This is a genomic window from Ralstonia sp. NFACC01 (genome assembly GCF_900115545.1).
GTDB lineage: Bacteria > Pseudomonadota > Gammaproteobacteria > Burkholderiales > Burkholderiaceae > Ralstonia > Ralstonia mojiangensis.
Genome location: NZ_FOWV01000002.1, coordinates 519553 through 540790, shown reverse-complemented (window position 1 = coordinate 540790; position 21238 = coordinate 519553). Strand labels below are relative to the sequence as shown.

Sequence of the window (21238 nt, the reverse complement as noted above, 5' to 3'; positions counted from 1 at the left end):
ATTTGCACCGCGCAAGAAGCGGGTAATTCCTTGTCCCGATTCTGCGGCCTGCCCCCCATTTTCTTTTGAGCCCTGGGCCGCCGATTCGTTTCCATCTCAGGAGAAATGCAATGCGGGATTCGACAACCCACCGTCGTACGGCCACGACAGACACCGGGCACAAGTACAACGCCCGGACACGTCGCTCGTTCAAGCTGGCACTTGTGGCCCACGCTGCGGCCGCGCTGATTCTGGCCGCGTGCGGCGGCGGCGGAGATGACGGGCTTACCCCGGCCGGCGGCAAGCTGGACGCAAACGGCTCGCAGCAGCAGGGCAATACCAATACCGGCAACACCAACGCGCAGGCACCGGCCGTCGACGCAACGGTGCCGCCGGTGGAACTTCCGGACTACATCAGGCCGGTCAACTACAAACTGTGGTTCCGCCCGAGCGCAGACCTGAACAGCTTCTCGGGCCGTGCCGATGTGGAGATCAAGGTCACCAAGCAGACCGGCGCCGTGACGTTGGCCGTGCGTGACCTGAAGCTCGACGCCTCGCGCCTGACGCTCACGCCCACCTCGGGCAACGGCGCATCGCGCGTGCTGGTACCGATTCCGCAATCGCAAGGCGCCTTCTATGACCTGCGCGACCCGACCGGAGACATCAAGCCCGGCAACTACGTGCTGCACATGGAATGGACGGGCACGATCAACTTCACCAAGGCCGAGGGCATCTTCAAGCTGGGCTTGCAGGCCGCAACGGGTGAGAGCTCTGACGCCATCGTCACGCAAGGCGAATCCAACTTCGCGCGCGAATGGTTCCCGAGCTGGGATGAGCCAGCCTTCCGCAACACCTTCGAGGTGACGGCGGAAATTCCGGGCGACTGGAAGGCCGTGGCCAACGGCCGGCAGACCGGCGCGACCAAACTGCCGGATGGCTATCAGCAGGTGTCGTTTGCCAAGACGCCGTCGATGCCGGCATACCTGCTGTTCTTCGGCGGCGGTAAGTTCGACATCCTGGAAGACCAGTTCACCAACCCGCTCGATGGCAGCAGCATGCGCCTGCGCTGGTGGGTGCCGCCTGGCGAGGCGCACTCTGCGGTGGCCGGCATGCAGTTCACGAAGGAAGCGCTGAACCACTACTACAACTACTTCCAGATCCCGCTGCCGTTCGACAAGATGGACACCATCGTCGCCAACGACAGCTACGACAACAAGAATGCCGGCTTTGGCGGCATGGAGAACTGGGGCGCCATCTTCGAGTTTGCCGACCAGGTGCTGGTGCCGCCCGATGGCGCACCGACCACCGTCCACTCGATGGGCAAGGCGCGCTCGTTCGTTGTAGTGTCGCATGAACTGGCACACCAGTGGTTTGGTGACCTCGTCACGCTGGACTGGTGGGACGACATCTGGTTGAACGAGTCCTTCGCCAACTGGTTCGAGAACGTCACCAAGATCGCGCTGCATCCCGAGTTCCAGGGCAACACCTGGGCCGACTATGCGGCCGTCAAGCAGCGCGTCTTCACGCTCGACCTGCAACCCACCTCGGTGCCGGTGCAGCACAACCTGAGCGATGCCGGCTCGATGGACTTCCTCGACCGCTTTGCCTACAACAAGGGCGGCCATGTGCTGCAGATGCTCGAGAATTACGTCGGCAAGGACGCCATGCGCAAGGGGCTGCAGAGCTACCTGAACAAGTACAAGTTCGGCAATGGCACGCCGCCGCGCCTGTGGGCGGAGCTGGAAGCGGCAAGCGGCAAGCCAGTCGGCAAGGTGGGCGACAGCTTTGTGCGCCAGACCGGCGTGCCGCTGGTCAGCATCGATGCGCAGTGCAACCCGGCCACCAACCAGAACGTGCTGACGATCACGCAGAAGGCGTTCCCGAACAAGAACGTCTATTCCGGCTATCAGTGGAATGTGCCGCTCACGATTGCCTACGGCGATGGGTTGGCGCAGACGCAAACGGTGGTGCTGGACCAGCAGACCGCACAGGTCACCCTGCCGACGTGCTCGGCCGTGCTGGCGAACCCGACGGGCCTGGACTACTACGTGACCAACTACAGCCCGACGCTGTGGAGCGCGCTGCTGGCGCAGGCCGGTACCATCACCAACAAGGCGACGACGACCAACATCGCCGGCGATGCGACGCAGTTGTACAACGCGCAGATCATCGACAAAGCGCTGTATGACCAGATCGTCGGCATCCAGAACATGCAGCCGGCCGTCGCAACGCTGCGTGCACAGGCTGTGACGCCGACGGGCTCGCTGCGTCCGCAAGCGGTGCAGCTGCAGCAAATGCAGTCGATGGATCGCCCGATCCACAAGTTCCGCTACGAAGGTCTCATGAAGCATCTGACCGACATCAAGCGGTAAGCGCCAAAGCAAACGGGCCGCGTCTTACGATGCGGCCCGCTGCCAGGTTGGCTCCTGATTTTCGGCGGACACGGTCCGCCGTTTTTCATGCGCGCGTCAGACGATCCTCAACCGGTCCGATGCAGGAAGGTGGCCTGAATTACGTCAGTCATCCAGATAGCGCTTTCGCCGGTCTGGCCATGCTCCAGCACCTTGACAGCACTCTCAAACAGCACGCTGGCCAGCGCATCGGAAACGACGATCTCGATGCGCACGCGCGGCACGAACTCCGTCAGGTCTTCCTTGATGGAATGCGCGCCGGCCTGGGAAGCCGCCGGAGGATAGGCGCTCACCTCGCCCACCGTCATGCCCGGAAAGCCCGGGCAACTGCGCAGCGCTTCATGCATGCGTTCCAGCAGTTGCGGGCGCACTACGATGCGGATTTCCTTCATGCCTTCGACTCCTCATCAAACCATTTGTACAGCGTGGGCAGCATCACCAGCGTAAGCAGCGTGCAAGTCAGCAGACCGCCGATCACCACGATGGCCAGCGGCCGTTGCACTTCCGAGCCCGGCCCTGTGGCAAACAGGAACGGGATCAAACCCAGCATGGCCACCGTGGCCGTCATCATCACAGGGCGGAAGCGCATGCGCGAGCCCAGCCGCACGGATTCCTCCACCGACATGCCCTGCTCGCGCAAGCTGCGGATCGTGCTGACCAGCACCACGCCGTTGAGCACCGCGATGCCCCATAGCGCCACGAAGCCGACCGATGCCGGAACGGACAGGTATTCACCCGTGACGAACAGCCCGATGATTCCGCCCACCGAGGCAAACGGCAGCACCAGGATGATCAGCGTGGCGTAGCGCACCGAGTTGAACAACAAGAACAGCAGGAAGAAGATGGCGGCCACCGTAATCGGCACGATCACCTTCAGGTGGCCCATGGCGCGTTCCATGTTCTGGAACTGGCCGCCCCACTCCAGGTAATAGCCCTCGGGCAGCTTGACCTTCTGCGCCACGGCGGCCTGCAACTCGGCCACGAAGCCGCCCAGATCGCGGTCACGCACATTCACGCCAACCACCACCCGGCGCTTGCCCAGCTCGCGGCTGATCTGCGCGGGGCCGTCGGTCACATCGATTCGGGCGATGCTTTCCAACGGCACTTGTGCGCCGTTGGGTGCGGCCACGATCAGGTTGCGGATGGCCTCCACGCTGCCGCGATATGCGTCCGGCAGACGCACCACCGCGCTGAAGCGGCGCTCGCCTTCGAAGATTTCCGTGGCTTCCTTGCCGCCGATGGCGGTTTCGATCACGTTGTGCACGTCCGCCGCATTCAGGCCATGACGCGCAATGGCCTGGCGGTCGATCGCGATCTGCAGATACTGCTGACCGGTGATCCGCTCCACGCGCATGTCCTGCGCGCCTTGGATGCCCTGTGCCACCTTGGCGATCGCCTCGGCCTTTTCGCGCAGCGTGTTCAGGTCGTCGCCAAACACCTTGATGGCCACGTCCGAACGCACGCCGGTCACCATCTCGTCCACGCGGTCGGAGATCGGCTGCGCCATGACGATCTGCACGCCGGGCAGCACCTGCAGCGCCTTGCGCATCGCCTCGGCAATGTCGTCCTGGTTCCAGCCCTTGGGCCACTCGTCGCGAGGTTTCAATGACACGATCGGCGTCGATTCATTCTGGCCCTGCGGATCGGCCGGCGATTCACCACGGCCCACACCCGAAACCGCCGACTTCACACCCGGCACCTGCATCACCAGGCGCATGGCTTCCATCTCCATGCGGATCGACTCTTCCAGCGAGATGTTCGGCGCGCGATTTATGCCGGGTACCACCGAGCCTTCCTTCATCTCCGGAATGAACGCCGTGCCCAGGAATGGCATCAGCGCACCGGTGGCGAGAAACACCGCCACAGCCACGATGACGGTCTTCCGCCCGTTGTTCAGGCTCAGCTCCAGCAAGCGCAGATACGGCTTCTTCATCTTCCGAATCAGCCACGTATCGTGTGCATCGTGCTCGGCGTGTGGGTCGTCACTGTGTTCGCTTTCCACATGCTTGTGCGCCTTGGGCTTGAGCAGATACGACGACAGCACCGGCGTCAGCGTCAGCGACAGCACCAGCGAGAAGAACAGCGCAATGGCAATCGTGAAGGCCAGCGGCGCAAACATCTTGCCTTCCATGCCCTCCAGCGTCATCAGCGGCAGGAACACCAGGATGATGATGCCCACGCCAAAGATCACGGGCGTCGCCACTTCCGTCACGGCATGCAGGATGATGCGCGCGCGGCTCTCGTTCGGGTCGCGCGGCTTGGCCAGGTGCGCAAACGCGTTTTCCACCACCACCACGGAGCCATCGACCATCAAGCCGATGGCGATCGCCAACCCGCCGAGTGACATCAAATTGGCCGAGATGCCGAGCTTGTTCATCGCCATAAAGGTCAGCAACGGCGTGAGGATCAGCGTGCCGACCACGATGAGCGATGAACGTATGTCGCCGAGGAACAGCAGCAGCACGATCACCACCAGCACCACGCCTTCGGCCAGCACCTTGATGACGGTCTGCAAGGCCGAATCCACCAGATCGGAACGCTCGTAGTACGGCACGATCTTCAGGCCGTCAGGCAGCATGCCGTCGTTGTTGATGGCCTTGACGCGCTCCTGGATGCGGGCGACGACTTCCTTGGCGTTGCCCCCGCGCATCATCATCACGACGCCGCCGACGGATTCCGTCACTCCGTTCTTGACCACCGCCCCCGCGCGCACCGCCGTACCGATCTTCACCTCGGCCACATCGCGGATCGTCAGCGGCGTGCCGTTAACCTCCTTGAGCACGATCGCGCCGATATCGTTGGTGTCACGCACGAGGCCCACACCGCGGATCAGGTATTGCTCCGCGAAGTGCGGCAGCACACCGCCACCCGAGTTGGCGTTGTTGGCGGCCAGCGCCTCGAACACCTGCTTGACCGTCACGTTGTGGTGGCGCAGGCGCTCCGGGTTGACGAGCACCTGATACTGCTTCTCGTAACCGCCCTGCGAGTTGATCTCGGCCACGCCCGGAATCGAACGCAGCAGCGGCCGCACCACCCAGTCCTGTGCGATACGGCGCTGGGTGAGTTCCTCCACCGAAAGCTCCTTGTCGCCGTCATCCGGTTTGTCGAGCGTGTACTGATACACCTCGCCCAGGCCCGTCGATACGGGGCCGAGTACCGGCGTCACGCCTGCGGGCATGCGCGACTGCACCTCGATCAGCCGCTCCATCACAAGCTGGCGCGCGAAGTACACGTCGGTCTCATCGGTAAAAACGAGCGTGATGAGCGACAGGCCCGGCTTGTTGAGCGAGCGCATCTCTGTCAGCGCCGGCAGACCCGTCATCGCCATTTCCACCGGCACAGTCACAAAGCGCTCGACCTCCTCTGGCGAGCGCCCCGGCGCTTCCGTGGCGATCTGCACCTGCACATTGGTCACGTCCGGAAACGCGTCAAGCGACAGCTTGCGTGCGGCGTCCAACCCGAAGAACAGCAGCACGGCAGCGATCACCGCCACCACGAGCCGCTGCTTGAGCGCGCCGCGAATCAATGCGTCGATCATGCGCCCTCCATCTCGGCGCGCTTGCGCTCGTTGTTCAGATGGAAGCCCCCTTCAACGACGATGGGCTGGCCGGCCTGCACGCCGGAAAAGACCGGACGCACGCCGTTCGACTCATCGCCCAGCTTGACCGGCGTGAGCTGGTAGTTCGTATCGCTGGTGCGCACGAACACGTAGTCGCGGTTGTCTTCGCGCACCACGGCGGAGGTCGGCACCACCACGCGTTCTTCCGGGCGCGACTGGATGATCAGCGTGGCCAGCATCGACGGTTTGAGCGCGCGCTCTGCGTTGTCGACTTCAGTACGCACCGTGACCGTACGCGTTTGCGGGTCAACAATGTCCGACACCCAGATCAGCTTGCCGACAATGCGCTCGCCCGCGCCGGTGTCGATCTCGACGGCCTGGCCTGCCCGCACGCCGGCAGCGGCGTTCTCGGGCACTTCACCCACCACCCACACGCGCGACAGATCGGCCACGGTGAACAGCTCGTCGGCCGGCTGCACCACTTGGCCGCGCGTCACCTTGCGCTCCACCACCGTGCCGCTGATGCTGGCCACCACGGGCGAGATCGACGACATGCCGCCTGTGCGCATCTTCGCCAGCGTCCCCGGCGACACACCCATCACGCGCAATTGGTCGACGGCTGCGCGCACTTCGGCGTCCGCCATTGCCAGTTCGCTCTGGCGCTTCTGGAGTTCGGCCGAGCCGATCACGTCGGCGGCCAGGAGCAGCTTGGCGCGTTCCAGCGCACGTGCCTGCAAGTCTCGCTGCGCGGCGGCCTTCTGATAGGCGAGCTGCGCGGCGCCCAGCTCGGTGCTGTGCAGTTGCGCCAGGATGTCGCCTGCCTTGACGCTCTGGCCCGGCGTGGCAACCAGCTCCGTCACACGACCCGTGACGGTGGCGCCGATGCGGGCAACGCGCTGTTCGTCAAACGCAATCTGCCCCGGCACCCGCAGGCGCTCGGCAATCGGCTGCTTGCCCACCGGCGCCACTTTCAGACGCTGCACCAGCGTGGGCTGGGCAACGACGAGGTTTGGGTCGACGGCCTGTTGCGCGGCCTTGGCATCGTTAGCGGCATCTTTGCCGCATGCGCCCAGCAACAGCATCGCCGCCAAGGCAACGCCGGCCAGCCGGATCGAAGAAGAAAGAGAAGAAGGTGCGTTCATGGTCAGGCTGGATTCGTGAATTCGGGAGGCAACGCGATGGCTCGGGCGTTTCATTGGGCCTCCGGGCGCAGGCGGTCAAGTTCAACGGCGGCGGTGCGCAGGTCTGCGCGTGCGGCAATGAGGTCGTTACGCGCCTGGCGGAAGACGCGCTGGGCATCGAGGTAATCGAGAATCCCGCGCTCGCCGTGGCGGTATGCGGCTTCGGCCACGCGCAGCGCCGATTCGGCTTGTTTGATGACACCGGATTCGAGCGCGCTGACTTGCGACTCCGCAATCTCGTATTGGCGATAGGCGGATTCCACCGCCTGGCGCGTGCGCAGTTCGCGGTCGCGCAACAGGGCGCGGGCACGTTCGCGGGCAGCGACGGCTTCACCGACGGGACCATCGCGGCGGTCGAACAGCGGAATCGACATCACCAGGCCCACGCGGCTGTCCTGCAGATCGGGTTGGCGGTCGACCGACCCGCGCAACGCGAGCGACGGCCAACGCTGGCTGCGCTCGTGTGCGAGACGCGCTTCGGCCTCGCGCACGGCGGCGCGGTCGGCTTCCAACTCCGGATGCGTGGCGAGGACCGTGCTGACCAGATCGGCCAAGGGCGGCAAATGCGCGACAGAAGGCGTCTCCGCTCCGGCATCGACATCGAACGTCAGCGGCAGATCGGCGCCCACGGCGCGGCGCAGTTCAGCCAGCGCCTGCTGCACGCGCAGTGCGGCGGCCTGCTCGTTGCGCTGCGCGTTGAGCAACTCCGCGTCGCCACGGATGAGTTCGTAGCGCGGGGCCTCGCCGGTTTCCACCCGCACGGCCACGCCACGGCGGATCTGCTCGACCAGCGTCACGTCTTCGCGCGCGTTGCGCTGCTCGGCCTCGCGGCGCACCACGTCGTAAAAGCGCAGCTTGAGATCGGCTTCCACGTCGCGTGCCTGCGATCGGGCGGTCGCCTGCGACGCTTCGTACGCGGCATCGGCGGCCTGCGTACGGGCGGCGCGCTGCCACGGCAAATCGAGCTTTTGCGTGATCGACACGCTATTGGTGCGGCCTTCCGCCGCACCCGGCATGCGGGCACGCTGGCGGCCGGCCATGGCTTCCACCTCGGGGTTGGGCCAGGCGCGTGCGGTGACGATGCCCGCCTGCGCAGCCTGCACCTGCGCCTGTGAAGCGGCGAGCGCCGGGTGGTTGGCGCGGGCCAGTTCCAGCAACTGCTGCAAGGTGTAGCGCGGCTGCGGGAGCGCCTCGTCGGCACGGGCGGTGGCGGTCTGGGCACCACGTGGCGACGGAGTCGGGGGCGCTGCATTGGCGTGAACGGCCATCGCGGCCAGCACAGCGGAAAGAACAGCACGCCGCGACGCGCGCGCGCCTGCTGCGGGGCGCGGGTTGGCCGCATCCTGATTGGACAACATCCGAAATCATCCTGAAAAAGAAGAACAGGCAAGCGCGAACGCCCAGCCGGTCAACGGGCCGGTTGGCGCAGCACTAGCAACTCAAGGGGATGGTTTCCGGCGAACGCCGGAGATCAGGCGCGTGCGGGCGGGCGCAGCATGGGGGCCGGCGTGGGGCCAGCCTGGAACGGAGGAAGCGAAACACGGACACGCGCGACACGCAGGCCGGGCGTCAGCGCCATGGGAGGCGGCGGTAGCCAGAGTTCCGGCGCGTCGCTGGGGTGATCGGGGGCGGCGGCGCTGGTCGTGGGCGCGTCGGGCGCATCGGGCGCATCGGGCGCGTGCGCAACCCAATGTTCGACGCTGAAACACTGGCCGGGCTGCTTGACCGCCTTGCCGAGCGCGACCTTGATGGCGCGCTCGAAACCCTTGCTCGGCTTGGCAACCGGCGGAGCATCACCGGGCATGTCGTCGACCACGGCTTCGATGGCTTCCAGCGCGTCGTCGGCAGCCTGGCCATCGGGAAAATGCGTGGCCGAGAACACCGAAACCGTGAACAACAGGCACCAGATCGTGACGATCCACCGCACGCCGCGCGCACGCGACAGCACGCCCCGCGCGGCGGCGCGAGACAACGTCGGCAAGGCGGAGGAAAGATTCGTCACAAACATGGGCCCCGAATACTATCGGAAAAATGCTGCATCTGCACACAACGTCGGGCAGATCGCCAGAATGTCAATCGGAATCGACCTGACTTTTGCGAATCCGTTCCATTTCAGGCCAATGCACGCGCACCCAGTCGTCCAGGCCGACGAGCGTGCGGTTGAGCGATTCCCCGAGCGGGCTGAGACGATATTCGACGTGCGGGGGGACGCTGTCGTAGATGGTGCGCAGGATGAGGCCGTTGGCTTCCAGCTCGCGCAGCGTCTGCGTGAGCATTTTTTGCGAGACGCCGTCGCCCACGCGGCGCAGGAGTTCGTTGTTGCGCACGGGGCCGTTTTCCAGCGCCGGAAAAATGCGCAGCGCCCATTTGCCGGCAACCAGTTCGAGTGCGCGTGTGGACGGGCAGGCGTTCACGGTGCCTTCAGCGGGACTTTCCGGCGTTGAAGATGAGGATGGGGCCATGTTGTCGGCCATGGGGCCTCCGGAGCGCGATTGGGATACGCGTGAACGTACCGCCAATCGTGGTGGCCTGCAACGCGCCCCGCTCAGCTCAGTCGAGCTGGCCCTGGCAGACGTACTTGGTGTGAAGGTAATCGTCCAGCCCGTGAACGGAGCCTTCCCGGCCGTAGCCGGATTCCTTCACGCCGCCAAACGGTGCGGCCTCCGCGGCCAGCGCGCCTTCGTTGATGCCGACGATGCCGGTCTGCAGCGCTTCAGCCACGCGCCAAATGCGGCGGACGTCCTGGCTGTAGAAGTAGGCGGCCAGCCCAAACGGCGTGTCGTTGGCAGCGGCAATCACCTCATCTTCGGTGGTGAACCGCGTGAGCGGCGCGACGGGGCCGAAGGTTTCTTCGCAGGCGCAAGCCATGGTGGCATCGGCGTCGATCAGCACCGTGGGTGCGTAGTAGTTGGCGCCGAGCTGGGTCAGGCGCGCACCGCCGGTCAACACCTTGGCGCCCTTGGCGATGGCGTCCTGCATGTGTCGGTCAATCTTGTCGACCGCGCGCGCGTTGATCATCGGGCCGATTTGCGAAGTCGGGTCTGTGGCCGGCCCGACGCTGAGCGCTGCAACGCGTGCGGCCAACTTGGCGGCAAACGCATCGTGCACGGCGTCGTGCACGAACACGCGGTTGGGGGACACGCAGGTCTGCCCGCCGTTGCGGAACTTGGCCGCCATGAAGCCTTCGACAGCGGCATCGATGTCAGCATCTTCGAACACGATAAAGGGTGCATTGCCGCCAAGTTCGAGCGAGAGCTTCTTGAGCGTGTCAGCACTGCGGCGCGCCAGATGCTTGCCGACCGGCGTGGAACCCGTGAACGTGATCTTGCGCACGCGGGCATCGTCCAGCCAAACATCTGCAACTTCGGGCGTTCGCTCGCGCGAGGCGGTCACGATATTGAGCACGCCCGGCGGAACGCCGGCTTCCTGTGCCAGACGCACGAGGGCGAGCGATGTCAGCGGCGTGTCTTCGGCGGGCTTACAGACGACGGTGCAACCCACCGCGAGCGCCGGGGCGATCTTGCGCGCGATCATCGCCGCCGGGAAATTCCACGGCGTGATGGCCGCCACCACGCCCACCGGCTCCTTGAGCGCAAACATGCGCCGGCCCGGCACCGGCGCAGGAATGATCTCGCCATTCATGCGCGTGGCTTCTTCGCCAAACCATTCGATGTAGCTCGCGGCGTAGGCCACTTCGCCCTTGCTTTCGGCAAGCGGCTTGCCCTGCTCCAGCGAGATCAGCTTGCCCAGATCATCCTGATGCGCGAGCACCAGATCGTTCCATCGCTTGATGATCTGCGCGCGCTGTTTGGCGGGTACTTTGCGCCAGGCCGGAAAAGCAGCATGCGCTGCATCCAATGCAGCACGCGCCTCGGTTGCTCCCGAATCTGGCACGCGGGCGATGACGTTGCCCGTGGCGGGATCGGTCACATCCAGCAGCGGCCCGGCTGCAGCGGTCCATTCGCCGGCGATGTAGTTGGCATTGCGGATCAGGTCGGTGCGGGTCAGTGTGAGAGACATGGTTCAGATAGATGGAATGTCGGCGATCAGGCAGCAGCAACCAAAGAGGCAATTGCCTCGCCCACTTGCGTGGTGTTGGCCGTGCCGCCCAGGTCTGGCGTGCGGGGGCCTTCCTTCAACACGGTCTCGATGGCCGCGACAATGGCGTCGTGCGCGGCGCGTCCGGCACCCTGCCCCTGCGTCAGAAAATCGAGCATCAGCGCACCCGACCAGATCATCGCAATCGGGTTGGCGATGTTCTTGCCGTAGATGTCCGGCGCCGAGCCGTGCACCGGCTCGAACAGCGATGGGAACGTGCGATCGGGGTTCAGGTTGGCGGAAGGCGCCAGGCCGATCGTGCCGGTGGTGGCGGGCCCGAGATCAGACAGGATGTCGCCGAACAGGTTGGTGGCGGCCACCACATCGAAGCGACCCGGCTGCAGCACGAAGCGCGCGGTCAGGATGTCGATGTGCTGCTTGTCGAGCGTGACGTCGGGATAGTTTTGTGCGACTTCATCCGCGCGCTTGTCCCACCACGGCATGCTGATGGCGATGCCGTTGCTCTTGGTGGCAAGCGTCACGTGCTTGCGCGGGCGGCTTTGTGCAAGGTCGAACGCGAACTTGAGCAGGCGCTCTGCACCCTTGCGCGAGTAGACCGATTCCTGGATGACGATCTCGCGGTCGGTGCCTTCGTACATGATGCCGCCGAGCGACGTGTATTCGCCCTCGGTGTTCTCGCGCACGACGTAGTAATCGATGTCGCCGGGCTTGCGGTTGGCCAGCGGGCACGGCACGCCTTCGAACAAACGCACCGGGCGCAGGTTGATGTATTGATCAAACTCGCGGCGGAACTTGAGCAGCGAGCCCCACAGCGAGACGTGATCGGGCACCGTGGCCGGCCAGCCGACCGCGCCGAAGAAAATCGCGTCCATGCCCTTGAGCTGCGCCTTCCAATCGTCGGGCATCATCTGACCGTGCTGCTGGTAGTAATCACAACTTGCCCATTCGATGGCGTGGCACTCCAGTTCGAAGCCGAAGCGCTCTGCCGCCGCCTGGATGACGCGCAGGCCTTCGGGCATGACCTCCTTGCCGATGCCGTCTCCGGGGATGATCGCGATGCGGAATGCGGGAATCATGTCGTTCCTTTCTTTTGTTAGACGGAGACCGCCACGGACTGAACCGTCGTGCGGTCCCGCTCATCCAGCCAGCCCTGGCGCAATTCGGGCACCGAGTTGGCAAGTTGCACGTAGTACGGATGGTGCGGGCCACGATCGAAATCGGCACGCGCCACCTGCGTGAGCTTGCGGCCGTGCTGCATGACGACGATCTCATCGCACACCGCGCGTACCGTGTGCAGATCGTGGCTGATGAAGAGATACGACACGCCCAGGTCGCGCCGCAGGTCGGCCATGAGGTTGAGCACCGCCGCACCGACCACGGTGTCGAGCGCGGACGTTACCTCGTCGCAGAGGATCAGATCCGGCTCGGCTGCGAGGGCACGCGCAAGGTTCACGCGCTGCTTCTGACCGCCCGAGAGTCCGCCCGGCAGCCGTTGGGCCACGCTGTGCGGCAAGCGGACGAGATCCAGCAACTCGCGAATCCGCCGTTGCAACGCCTCGCCCTTCAACCCCTTATAGAACTGCAGCGGCCGCGCCAGAATGCGCTCGATGGTGTGTGACGGGTTGAGCGCTGTGTCGGCCATCTGGAAGACGATCTGGATGCGTCGCAACGCGTCGTGTGAGCGCTTTGCCAGCAAGGGTTCGAGCGCCTTCCCGTGGAACGTCATGCTGCCCTCGCACGGCGCAATCAACCCAGCAATGGCACGCGCCAGCGTGGTCTTGCCCGAGCCCGATTCACCGATCACGCCGATGGCCTGCCCGCGATAGAGCTTGAAACTGATGTCGTCGAGGATCCGCGTGGCGGGTTGGCCCTTCGCATCGAGCGGGCCATAGCCGGCGCTGAGGCCGTCCACGTCGAGCAGCAATTCGCCTTCGCCCATGCAGTGCTCTGCCGGGCGCGCCTTGGGACGCGCCGCCGCCAGCAAGCTCTTGGTGTAGTCGTGATCGGGCGTGGAGAGAATGCGCGCGGTCGGGTTGATCTCCTGCATCTGGCCGTCACGCAGCACCAGGATGTGGTCGGCCATCTGTGCCACCACGGCCAGGTCATGGCTCACATAAACGGCGGTAGCACGGCGCTCGCGCACCACGCGGCGGAACGCCCGCAGCACTTCGATCTGCGTGGTTACGTCCAGCGCGGTAGTCGGCTCATCCAGAATTACCAGATCCGGATCGATGATGAGCGCCATGGCGGCCATGAGCCGCTGCAACTGCCCGCCTGACACCTGATGCGGATAGCGCTCGCCAATGGTCTCGGGATCAGGCAATGCCAACTCACGGAACAACTCCACGGCCTTGGCCTCGGCTTGCGCACGGGACATCGTGCCGTGAATGCGTGCCGGTTCCACCACCTGGTCGAGAATGGTGCGCGACGGGTTGAACGAGGCCGCTGCACTCTGCGCGATATAGGCGACGGTGCGCCCGCGCAACGCACGTTGTTCAGCGGCTGACAGGTGCAGCACGTCAATGTCTCCAATGCGCACGCTGCCCGATGCAATCTCACAACCCCGGCGCGCATAGCCCATCAGCGCCAGCGCGGTGGTGGTCTTGCCGGAGCCCGACTCGCCGATCAAGGCAAGCACTTCGCCAGGCTGAATGGCAAAGCTGAGGTTATCTACGAGGGTCTGATCACCTGCGGTGATGCGCAGGCCTTCCACGACGACGGACGCGCCCATGTTCAACGCCCTCCGCGTTGGCGGGCCTCCCGGCCCGGCAGGTTGTCGATGACGATGTTGACGGCGATGGTCAGGCTTGCAATGGCCAGCGCCGGCACGATGACCGAAGCGCCCGCATCCGGAAGCGCGCCGATGTTCTCGCGCACGAGCGAGCCCCAGTCGGCCGATGGTGGCTGAATACCGAGGCCGAGGAAGCTCAGGCTGGCCAACAGCAGTACGACGTACACAAAGCGCAGCCCCAGATCGGCCAGCATGGGCCCGAGGATGTTCGGCAGAATCTCGCGCAGCATGATGTACAGCGTGCCCTCGCCGCGCGTGCGCGCCACGGTCACGTAGTCCAGCGCGTTGATGTTGACCGCCAGCGAGCGCGCAATGCGATACGCACCCGGCACGTAAATGATCGCAGCTGTCGTCACCAGCATCGTCACCGAAGAACCGAAACCGGCCACCATGAGCAGCGCAAACATCTTGCTGGGGATGGCGGTCAGCGTATCGAGCACGCGGCTCACAGTGGCATCAACCGCGCCGCCCATGGCGGCGGCAAACAGCGCGAGCACCGTGCCCGTGCCGCTGGCCAGCACGGTCGCCACAAGCGCAACGCCCACCGTGTAGCGGGCACCTTCCACCACGCGGACGAACATGTCACGGCCGAGGTAGTCGGTGCCGAACCAGTGGGCCGCGCTCATGGGCCCAAACACGTCGCCGTTGCCGTCCCCGCTGGTGATCAGATGCGCGGGCAGCAATGCCGGCCCGACCACGGCCGCCAGCAACCAGAACACCAGGACGGCCAGCCCGATGAGGCCCGCGACGCCGAAGCCGTCCAGCAGGCGTCGTATGGCGTGGCGCGGCGCGGGCGGCGCAGGAGGCGTGCCGGCGGGCAACGTTGGGGAAGTTGGCGTGGGTTCCATCGTCAGGCTCTTGTTCATAGGGTCAGCATTAGCGATGGCGCAGACGCGGGTTGGCGACAATGCCCAACACATCGGCAGTGGTCACGAGCAGCAGATAGCCCGCGCAGAAGATCATGGCGCAGGCCTGCACCAGGGGCATATCGCGCTGCGACACGCCGTCGACCATCAGCTTGGCGATGCCGGGGTAGTTGAAGATCGTCTCGATGATGATCACACCGCCCAGCAGGTACGACAGCGACAGCGCCACCGCATTGGCGATCGGCCCCACCGCGTTGGGCAACGCATGCGCGAGCACCACGCGCATCGGCGAAGCGCCTTTCAGGCGGACCATCTCGATGTACGGGGCTTCGAGCTGGTCGATGACCGCGGCGCGGCTCATCCGCATCATCTGCGCGACGATCACGCAGCACAGGCTGAGCACTGGCATGGCAAAGGCCTGGAGCATCTGGCCGAGCGACTCGATGTCGTTGACGTACGACAGCGCGGGCAGCCAGCGCAGCTTGACAGCAAACACCAGCACCGCGAGCGTTGCCACCAGAAACTCCGGCACCGACACCACAGCCACAGAAGCAGTGGAGGCCAGCCTGTCGAACCACGAGCCGCGCCACACCGCCGAGGCAATGCCAAGGCTGAGCGCGATCGGCACCGAGAACAGTGCCGTCACCGCGGCCAGCAGGAGCGAGTTGGGCAAGCGGCTAGCGACGAGTTCGGCCACCGGCATCTGCGTGGTGGTGGACTGCCCGAGGTCGCCGCGCGCAATGCCGGCGAGCCAGTGCACATAGCGCTGCGGTGCCGGCACGTTCAGGCCCATCTGCGCGCGCAGTGCAGTCAGGGCTTCGGGCGTGGCGTCCTGCCCCAGCTGCTCTTGCGCGGCGTCGCCCGGCAGCACGGCGGTGATCGAGAACACGATGACCGACACCGCCAGCAACGACAGCAGCGCCAGCAGGACACGCCGCATCAGCAGCTTGAGGATGACTCGATTCATGGCAGCACCTTCATCACCTTGTGCAAGAACGCCGGCACGCCGTCAGGCTTCAAGCCAGACGTTTTCGGCAAACGAATAGCCCATAAGGCCACCCAGGGGGATCGGCGCCAGGCCCTTGAGCTTGGTCGTGTGCCCGTCGATGCTGGCCAGGAACAGCGGAATGCCGATGCCGGCCTCTCCGTGGATCATCGTCTGCATGTCGGCATACATCTGCTTGCGCTTGGAAACGTCAGTCTCGGCGCGGGCGGCGGTGAGCAACTGGTCGAACTTCGGGTTCTTCCAGCGCGACTCATTCCACGCTGCATCGGACTTGAAGAACTGCGTGAGGATGGTGTCGGCACTCGGGCGCGGGTTGACGTTGCCGAAGCCGACCGGACTGTTGAGCCAATGGTTGGACCAGTAACCGTCGGCTGGCATGCGCTTGATGTCGAGGTCCAGACCGATACGCTGGCCCGTCTGTTGCAGCACCAGCGCAATCTCCACGGAATACATGGCCGCCGGCGATGCCACCACCGGAATCTTTCCGGTCACGCCCGACTTCTGCAGGTGGAACTTCGCCTTGTCAATGTCGAACGCGCGCTGCGGCAGTTCCTTGAAATAGAAACGGTTGGTCGGGTCGATGGGCTGGTCGTTGCCCAGCACCGCGTGGTCCAGCGCGATGGTCTTCTTCATCTGTTCGCGGTCGAACAGGTACTTCATCGCCATCACGAAATCGGGATTCGCACCCGGGCCCGTGTCGCGACGCATGATCAGATCGGAATACTGCCCGGATTGCGTGGTGAAGATCGCGTAGCCTGGCGTGCTCTTCACACGCGCCACGGCGCGCGGGTTGACGGAGGCCACCAGGTCCATCCCGCCCGACAGCAGCGCATTGACGCGCGCGCTTTCGTCGCCGATGCCGACGAACTCGATCTCGTCCAGATACGGCTTGCCCGGTTTCCAGTACCCCTCGTTGCGCACGACGACCGTACGCACACCAGGCTTGAACTCTTTGAGCTTGTACGGTCCGGTGCCGATGCCGGCGTTGAAATCGGTCGTGCCGTCCTTGACGATATGGAAGTGGAAAGTGCCCAGGATCACCGGCAAATCGGCGTTCGGGGCAGTCAGCACCACCGTGACTTCGTTCGGGCCGGTGGCTTTGACGCTCTCGATCTGGTCGGCCAGCACCTTGGCCTTGGAGGCGGTGGCCGGATCTTTGTGGCGCATGACGGAATACACCACGTCCGCAGGGGCCAGCGCCTTGCCATCGTGGAAGGTCACGCCCTTGCGCAGGGTCAGCACCCAGGTCTTGGCATCGGCCGTGTGGTACGACTCGGCCAGCGCGGGGCGCGGCGTCAGGCTACCGTCCAGAACAAACAGGCCGTTGTAGACCATGTTGCAGCGCACGTAGTCGTTCTGGTTCGACTGCTTGGCCGGGTCAAGCGTGTCGGTAGCTGCCGCCGTGGCCGCCGCCACGCGGATGCGCCCACCGCGGCGCGGCGTCTGTGCATACGCGCTGACGGCTGTGCCCGCCAAACTGCCGGCCAGCGTGGCCTGCATGCCACCCGCCATCAGCATCTTCAACACGTCGCGTCGCGAGGCACCTCGCTTGAGCGACTCCATCACGCGCAGGCTTTCGGCGGGACCGACAAGGTTCTCGAACTCGTTATGGCTGTCGCTCATGGTGGGGCTCCTGATGGATCTGAATGGATAGCGTTGCGATCGTTGGATACTGCGGAAGACTGCGCTTGCGGCACCGCTCAGGCGAATCGGTCCTTGAGCTGGTAGTACATGCCGACCGCGGGCAAAAACCACGGCGGGCCAAAGTGACCGGGAATGGCGCCCCACGCGCGGTCGCGCCACGGGTTGGCAGCAGCGTCGCCCGCCATGACCGCGGCCATGCGCTCGCCCATGTGTACGGACATCTGCGTGCCGTGGCCGCTGTAGCCCATGGAATAGAACAGGCCTTCGTGCTCGCCAGCGTGCGGAAGGCGATCTTGTGTCATGTCGACGAGGCCGCCCCAGCAGTAATCGAGACGCACGTCGCGCAACTGTGGGAAGGTCTCCGTCAGGCCGGCGCGCAGGATCTCCCCGCTCACCGCATCCTGCTGCGGGCTCGACACTGCAAAGCGCGCGCGACCGCCGAAGACCAGCCGGTGATCCGGCGTGAGCCGGAAGTAGTGGTGAATATTCGCCACCGTCACATACGTGCGGCGCGCTGCCAGCAACGCGTGCGCACGCTCAGCACCCAACGGCTCGGTGGTGACGATAAAGCTGCCAATCGGGACGATGCGCCGGCGCAACCAGCCGAACGTGCCATAACCGCCATGGCGCGACGCGCCGGTCGCGAGCAACACCTGCTTGGCTTCGACCGTGCCGCGCGTGGTGTGGAGGCGATGCACCTGGCCCTGCACGCGCTCGATACGCTGCACACAGGTGCGCGTATGGACTTGTGCACCCTGGCGTTGTGCCGCAATGGCCACGCCTTGCGCAAAGCGGCCCATGTGCATCTGTCCGCTGCGCTTGTAGAGCAGGCCGCCATGAAAGCGCTCGCTTTGCACTTCGTCTCGCACGCGGGCGGCATCGAGAACCTCCACGTCCGCATCCACACCGTCTGCGATCAGGCGATCGGCACTACGCTGCAGCGCCTCCATCTGATGCGGCCTGGTGGCGAGTTTCAATTTGCCGTTGCGTTGAAAATCGCAGGCAATGCCCTCGTCGCGCACAATGCGCTCAACCGTATCGACTGCGGCGTCGTAGGCGTGATACCAGGCGCGGGCGCGGTCTACGCCCACCTTGGCGGCCAAGTCCGCATAATCCACAGCCAAGCCGTTGTTCACGTGGCCGCCGTTGCGCCCCGACGCCTCCGGCGCCACCATCTCGCCCGCTTCCAGCACGACCACGCTGGCGCCGCGCCGGGCCCACGCCAGCGCCGCCGACAACCCCGTGAACCCTCCGCCAACGATGACCACGTCCGCCTGCGCCGGCAGATCGTGTGCCTGCAGCACCAGCGGCGGCACCGAGTCGTTCCAGTAGGAGTCGAGTTTCATGGAGGTCATGTGGGGGCGATAGAGACTCTGCTTAAAGGCCGACAACACCGGGTAGACCGCTGATGTCCTGAATCTCGGTGTAACGGTACGCCGGATTGCCCGGGCCGTGGCCGCGGTTGACGAACACCTTGTTGACGATGCCGAGGTCATCGGCCGACATCAGGTCGTAGCGCAGGCTGGACGACACGTGCAGCACGTCTTCCGGGTTGCAGCCCAAAGAATCGAACATGTATTCAAAGGCCTTCAGGCGCGGCTTGTAGGCCTGGGCCTGCTGCGCGGTGTACACGCGGTGGAACGGCGCACCGAGCATCGCCACGTTCTTCTGGATCTGCGCGTCGTCTGCGTTGGACAGGATCACCAGCGGGATTTCCTTGGCGACCTTGGCAAGACCTGCCGGCACGTCAGCATGCGGGTCCCAAGTCGGCACGGCATCGTAATAGGCCTGACCGTCGGTGTCGAAGTACTGGATCTTCCATTTCTTGCACAGGCGGCGCACGGCGTTCTTCAGTACCACCTCGTATGGTTGCCAGGCGCCCAGCACCTCATCGAAGCGGTAGGCCGTGAAGTCGGCAATGAACTGTTCCATCTGCTCGGCCGGAATGCGATCGGCAAACAGCTCGCGCGTCATCTCGCCCATGCGAAACCGCGTGAGCGTGCCATAGCAGTCAAAGGTGATGTACTTGGGGCGGAAAGTCATGGTCTGAAGTCCTAAGGTCCTGAAGGTCGCTGCATTTATGCAGTCTTTGCAGCACGGTTATGACGAAATCATTGAAGCACGCAGACTCGCAACGGTTGTAGGGAAATGCGCCGTCTCACGTGAGAAAGCTGCTGTTTCCGATGGCACTCGCGGCATGCCATGCGGTCTGCACCGCCGGCGTGCCGCACGCACCGCCGAGGCACGCTAGTGCGTCGCAGCAAAATCGATCAGCACACTTTTGAAGCGCAGGTTGGCCTCCACGGCTTGCCGGCCCAGATCCTTGCCGATACCCGATTGGTGATAGCCGCCCGTGGGAATCACGAAATCTGCGCTGCGCCCATAGCGGTTGATCCAGACCGTGCCCGCCGCGATGCCACGCATGGCTCGCAGCGCGCGTCCGATGTCTGCGGTGTGTACCCCGGCGGCCAGGCCGTAGTGTTCGTGCGCCGCGAGTGCCAGACCTTCCTCTTCATCGTCGAAGGTCTGCACTGTCAGCACGGGGCCGAAGATTTCTTCCTGCACGGCCGGGCTGTCGGCGCGCACGCCTTCGAGCAGCGTGGGCTGGAAATACGCCCCGCCAGGCCCGTCGCCAAACAGGCCGCCGCCGCAGCGCACTTGCGCGCCGGCATCGCGCGCACGCTCCACGATGTCGAGAATGCGCCCCGCCTGGGCTTGCGAGATGATCGGCGGCAGCGTGGCCGTGTCATCCCAGGTGGCGCCAGGCCGCAGAGCGGCAAAGCGTGCGGTAATGCGCTCGATCAATGCCTGGGCAATGTGCCGCTGCACGATCAGGCGCGAGCCAGCCACGCACACTTGCCCAGCGTTGCCGGTGATGGCGCCCGCGACAATGCCTGCCAGCCGGTCGATATCGGGCGCATCGTCAAACACGAGCTGCGGGCTCTTGCCGCCCAACTCCAGCGTGACGGGCTTCGGACCATGCGACGCACAGGTCGCCATGATGGCGGAGCCCGTGCGCGTTGAGCCGGTAAAGGTCATCTTGGAGATCAACGGGTGGCGCGTGAGTGCGTCGCCGGTGGTGCGGCCATCGCCCTGCACCACGTTGAACAGGCCCGGCGGCACGCCGGCTTCGATGGCCAGTTCTGCAAGTCGGATGGCGGAATACGGCGTCAGCTCGGATGGTTTGAGCACGACAGCGTTGCCGGCTGCCAGCGCCGCACCGACCTTCCACGAGACCATCACCAGCGGGAAATTCCACGGTGTGATTGCGCCGACCACGCCATAGGGTTCGGCCACCACCATCCCCAGGTTGTCGTGCCGGGTGGCCGCCACGTCGCCGCCGAGCTTGTCGGCGTATTCGGCAAAGAAACGCAGTCCTTCGGCGGTGAATGGCACGTCCCACGCCGCCGCATCGCGCAGCGGGCGGGTGGAGCACACCGCTTCAAGCGGCGCCATGTGCGCCACGTCGGCGTCGATCAGATCGGCCCAGCGGCGCAGCACACGCGCCCGATCGCGTGGGGCGCGGCGCGCCCAGTCCGTCGTGCGCCAGGCGCGCCAGGCGTCTTGCACGGCAGCATCCACGGTGGATGCGTCAGCCAGCGGCAGTTCTGCATGCACTGCGTTATCGGAGGGGCGCCGCACGGTGATGCGACCTGTATCTGTGACGAGCCTGCCGCCGATGAAATGGCCAGCGGGCACACGGATGGTCTGAGGGTCGAAAGTGGCCACGAATTTGGGGGCG

Annotated in this window: 16 protein-coding genes; 1 reads left to right on the top strand and 15 read right to left on the bottom strand. The window is 65.0% G+C overall.

The window, feature by feature from the left end; all coding sequences use genetic code 11:
• Positions 1–110: 110 nt before the first annotated feature.
• Positions 111–2351: a M1 family metallopeptidase gene (locus BM136_RS07135; RefSeq protein ID WP_092971181.1), complete on the top strand. Its 2241-nt coding sequence runs from the start codon at positions 111–113 to the stop codon at positions 2349–2351.
• A gap of 107 nt (positions 2352–2458) precedes the next feature.
• Here BM136_RS07135 and BM136_RS07130 read toward each other — a convergent pair whose 3' ends face one another.
• The 15 genes from BM136_RS07130 to BM136_RS07060 form a co-directional block, all read right to left on the bottom strand.
• A complete protein-coding gene (locus tag BM136_RS07130; RefSeq protein WP_092971180.1) occupies positions 2459–2782 on the bottom strand; it encodes a P-II family nitrogen regulator in 324 nt (107 codons plus the stop codon).
• Entirely contained in the window at positions 2779–5928 is a 3150-nt protein-coding gene (locus BM136_RS07125) for an efflux RND transporter permease subunit (protein WP_092971179.1), read from the bottom strand. The genes BM136_RS07130 and BM136_RS07125 overlap by 4 nt, the downstream gene beginning before the upstream one ends.
• Positions 5925–7145, bottom strand: coding sequence for an efflux RND transporter periplasmic adaptor subunit (locus BM136_RS07120; protein ID WP_092971178.1), 1221 nt, complete (start codon positions 7143–7145; stop codon positions 5925–5927). Before BM136_RS07120 ends, BM136_RS07125 begins: the two co-directional genes overlap by 4 nt.
• Entirely contained in the window at positions 7142–8488 is a 1347-nt protein-coding gene (locus BM136_RS07115; RefSeq protein WP_092971177.1) for a TolC family protein, read from the bottom strand. Before BM136_RS07115 ends, BM136_RS07120 begins: the two co-directional genes overlap by 4 nt.
• Positions 8489–8601: 113 nt before the next feature.
• Positions 8602–9138 carry a hypothetical protein gene (locus BM136_RS07110; RefSeq protein WP_092971176.1) on the bottom strand — a complete coding sequence of 179 codons (537 nt, stop codon included), beginning with the start codon at positions 9136–9138 and terminating at the stop codon, positions 8602–8604.
• Positions 9139–9202: 64 nt separating this feature from the next.
• Positions 9203–9604, bottom strand: a complete 402-nt coding sequence (locus tag BM136_RS07105) for a winged helix-turn-helix transcriptional regulator (RefSeq protein ID WP_092971175.1) — start codon at positions 9602–9604, stop codon at positions 9203–9205.
• 76 nt (positions 9605–9680) lie between these two features.
• Positions 9681–11150 carry an NAD-dependent succinate-semialdehyde dehydrogenase gene (locus BM136_RS07100; protein WP_092971174.1) on the bottom strand — a complete coding sequence of 490 codons (1470 nt, stop codon included), beginning with the start codon at positions 11148–11150 and terminating at the stop codon, positions 9681–9683.
• 26 nt (positions 11151–11176) lie between these two features.
• Entirely contained in the window at positions 11177–12265 is a 1089-nt protein-coding gene (locus BM136_RS07095) for a tartrate dehydrogenase (protein ID WP_092971173.1), read from the bottom strand.
• Between the two features lie 17 nt (positions 12266–12282).
• Positions 12283–13920, bottom strand: coding sequence for an ABC transporter ATP-binding protein (locus BM136_RS07090; RefSeq protein WP_092971172.1), 1638 nt, complete (start codon positions 13918–13920; stop codon positions 12283–12285).
• A gap of 2 nt (positions 13921–13922) precedes the next feature.
• On the bottom strand, positions 13923–14828 hold the full coding sequence (locus tag BM136_RS07085; protein WP_092971360.1) for an ABC transporter permease: 906 nt from the start codon (positions 14826–14828) through the stop codon (positions 13923–13925).
• Positions 14829–14856: 28 nt separating this feature from the next.
• The gene (locus tag BM136_RS07080) at positions 14857–15813 is read right to left on the bottom strand and encodes an ABC transporter permease (protein WP_092971171.1); all 957 of its coding nucleotides are present in this window, start codon (positions 15811–15813) and stop codon (positions 14857–14859) included.
• 42 nt (positions 15814–15855) lie between these two features.
• Positions 15856–17475: an ABC transporter substrate-binding protein gene (locus BM136_RS07075; RefSeq protein ID WP_092971170.1), complete on the bottom strand. Its 1620-nt coding sequence runs from the start codon at positions 17473–17475 to the stop codon at positions 15856–15858.
• Between the two features lie 77 nt (positions 17476–17552).
• A complete protein-coding gene (locus tag BM136_RS07070) occupies positions 17553–18842 on the bottom strand; it encodes an NAD(P)/FAD-dependent oxidoreductase (protein ID WP_092971359.1) in 1290 nt (429 codons plus the stop codon).
• Positions 18843–18873: 31 nt separating this feature from the next.
• Positions 18874–19539, bottom strand: coding sequence for a haloacid dehalogenase type II (locus BM136_RS07065; RefSeq protein ID WP_092971169.1), 666 nt, complete (start codon positions 19537–19539; stop codon positions 18874–18876).
• Positions 19540–19743: 204 nt separating this feature from the next.
• Entirely contained in the window at positions 19744–21225 is a 1482-nt protein-coding gene (locus BM136_RS07060) for an aldehyde dehydrogenase family protein (RefSeq protein WP_092971358.1), read from the bottom strand.
• Positions 21226–21238 lie beyond the last annotated feature (13 nt).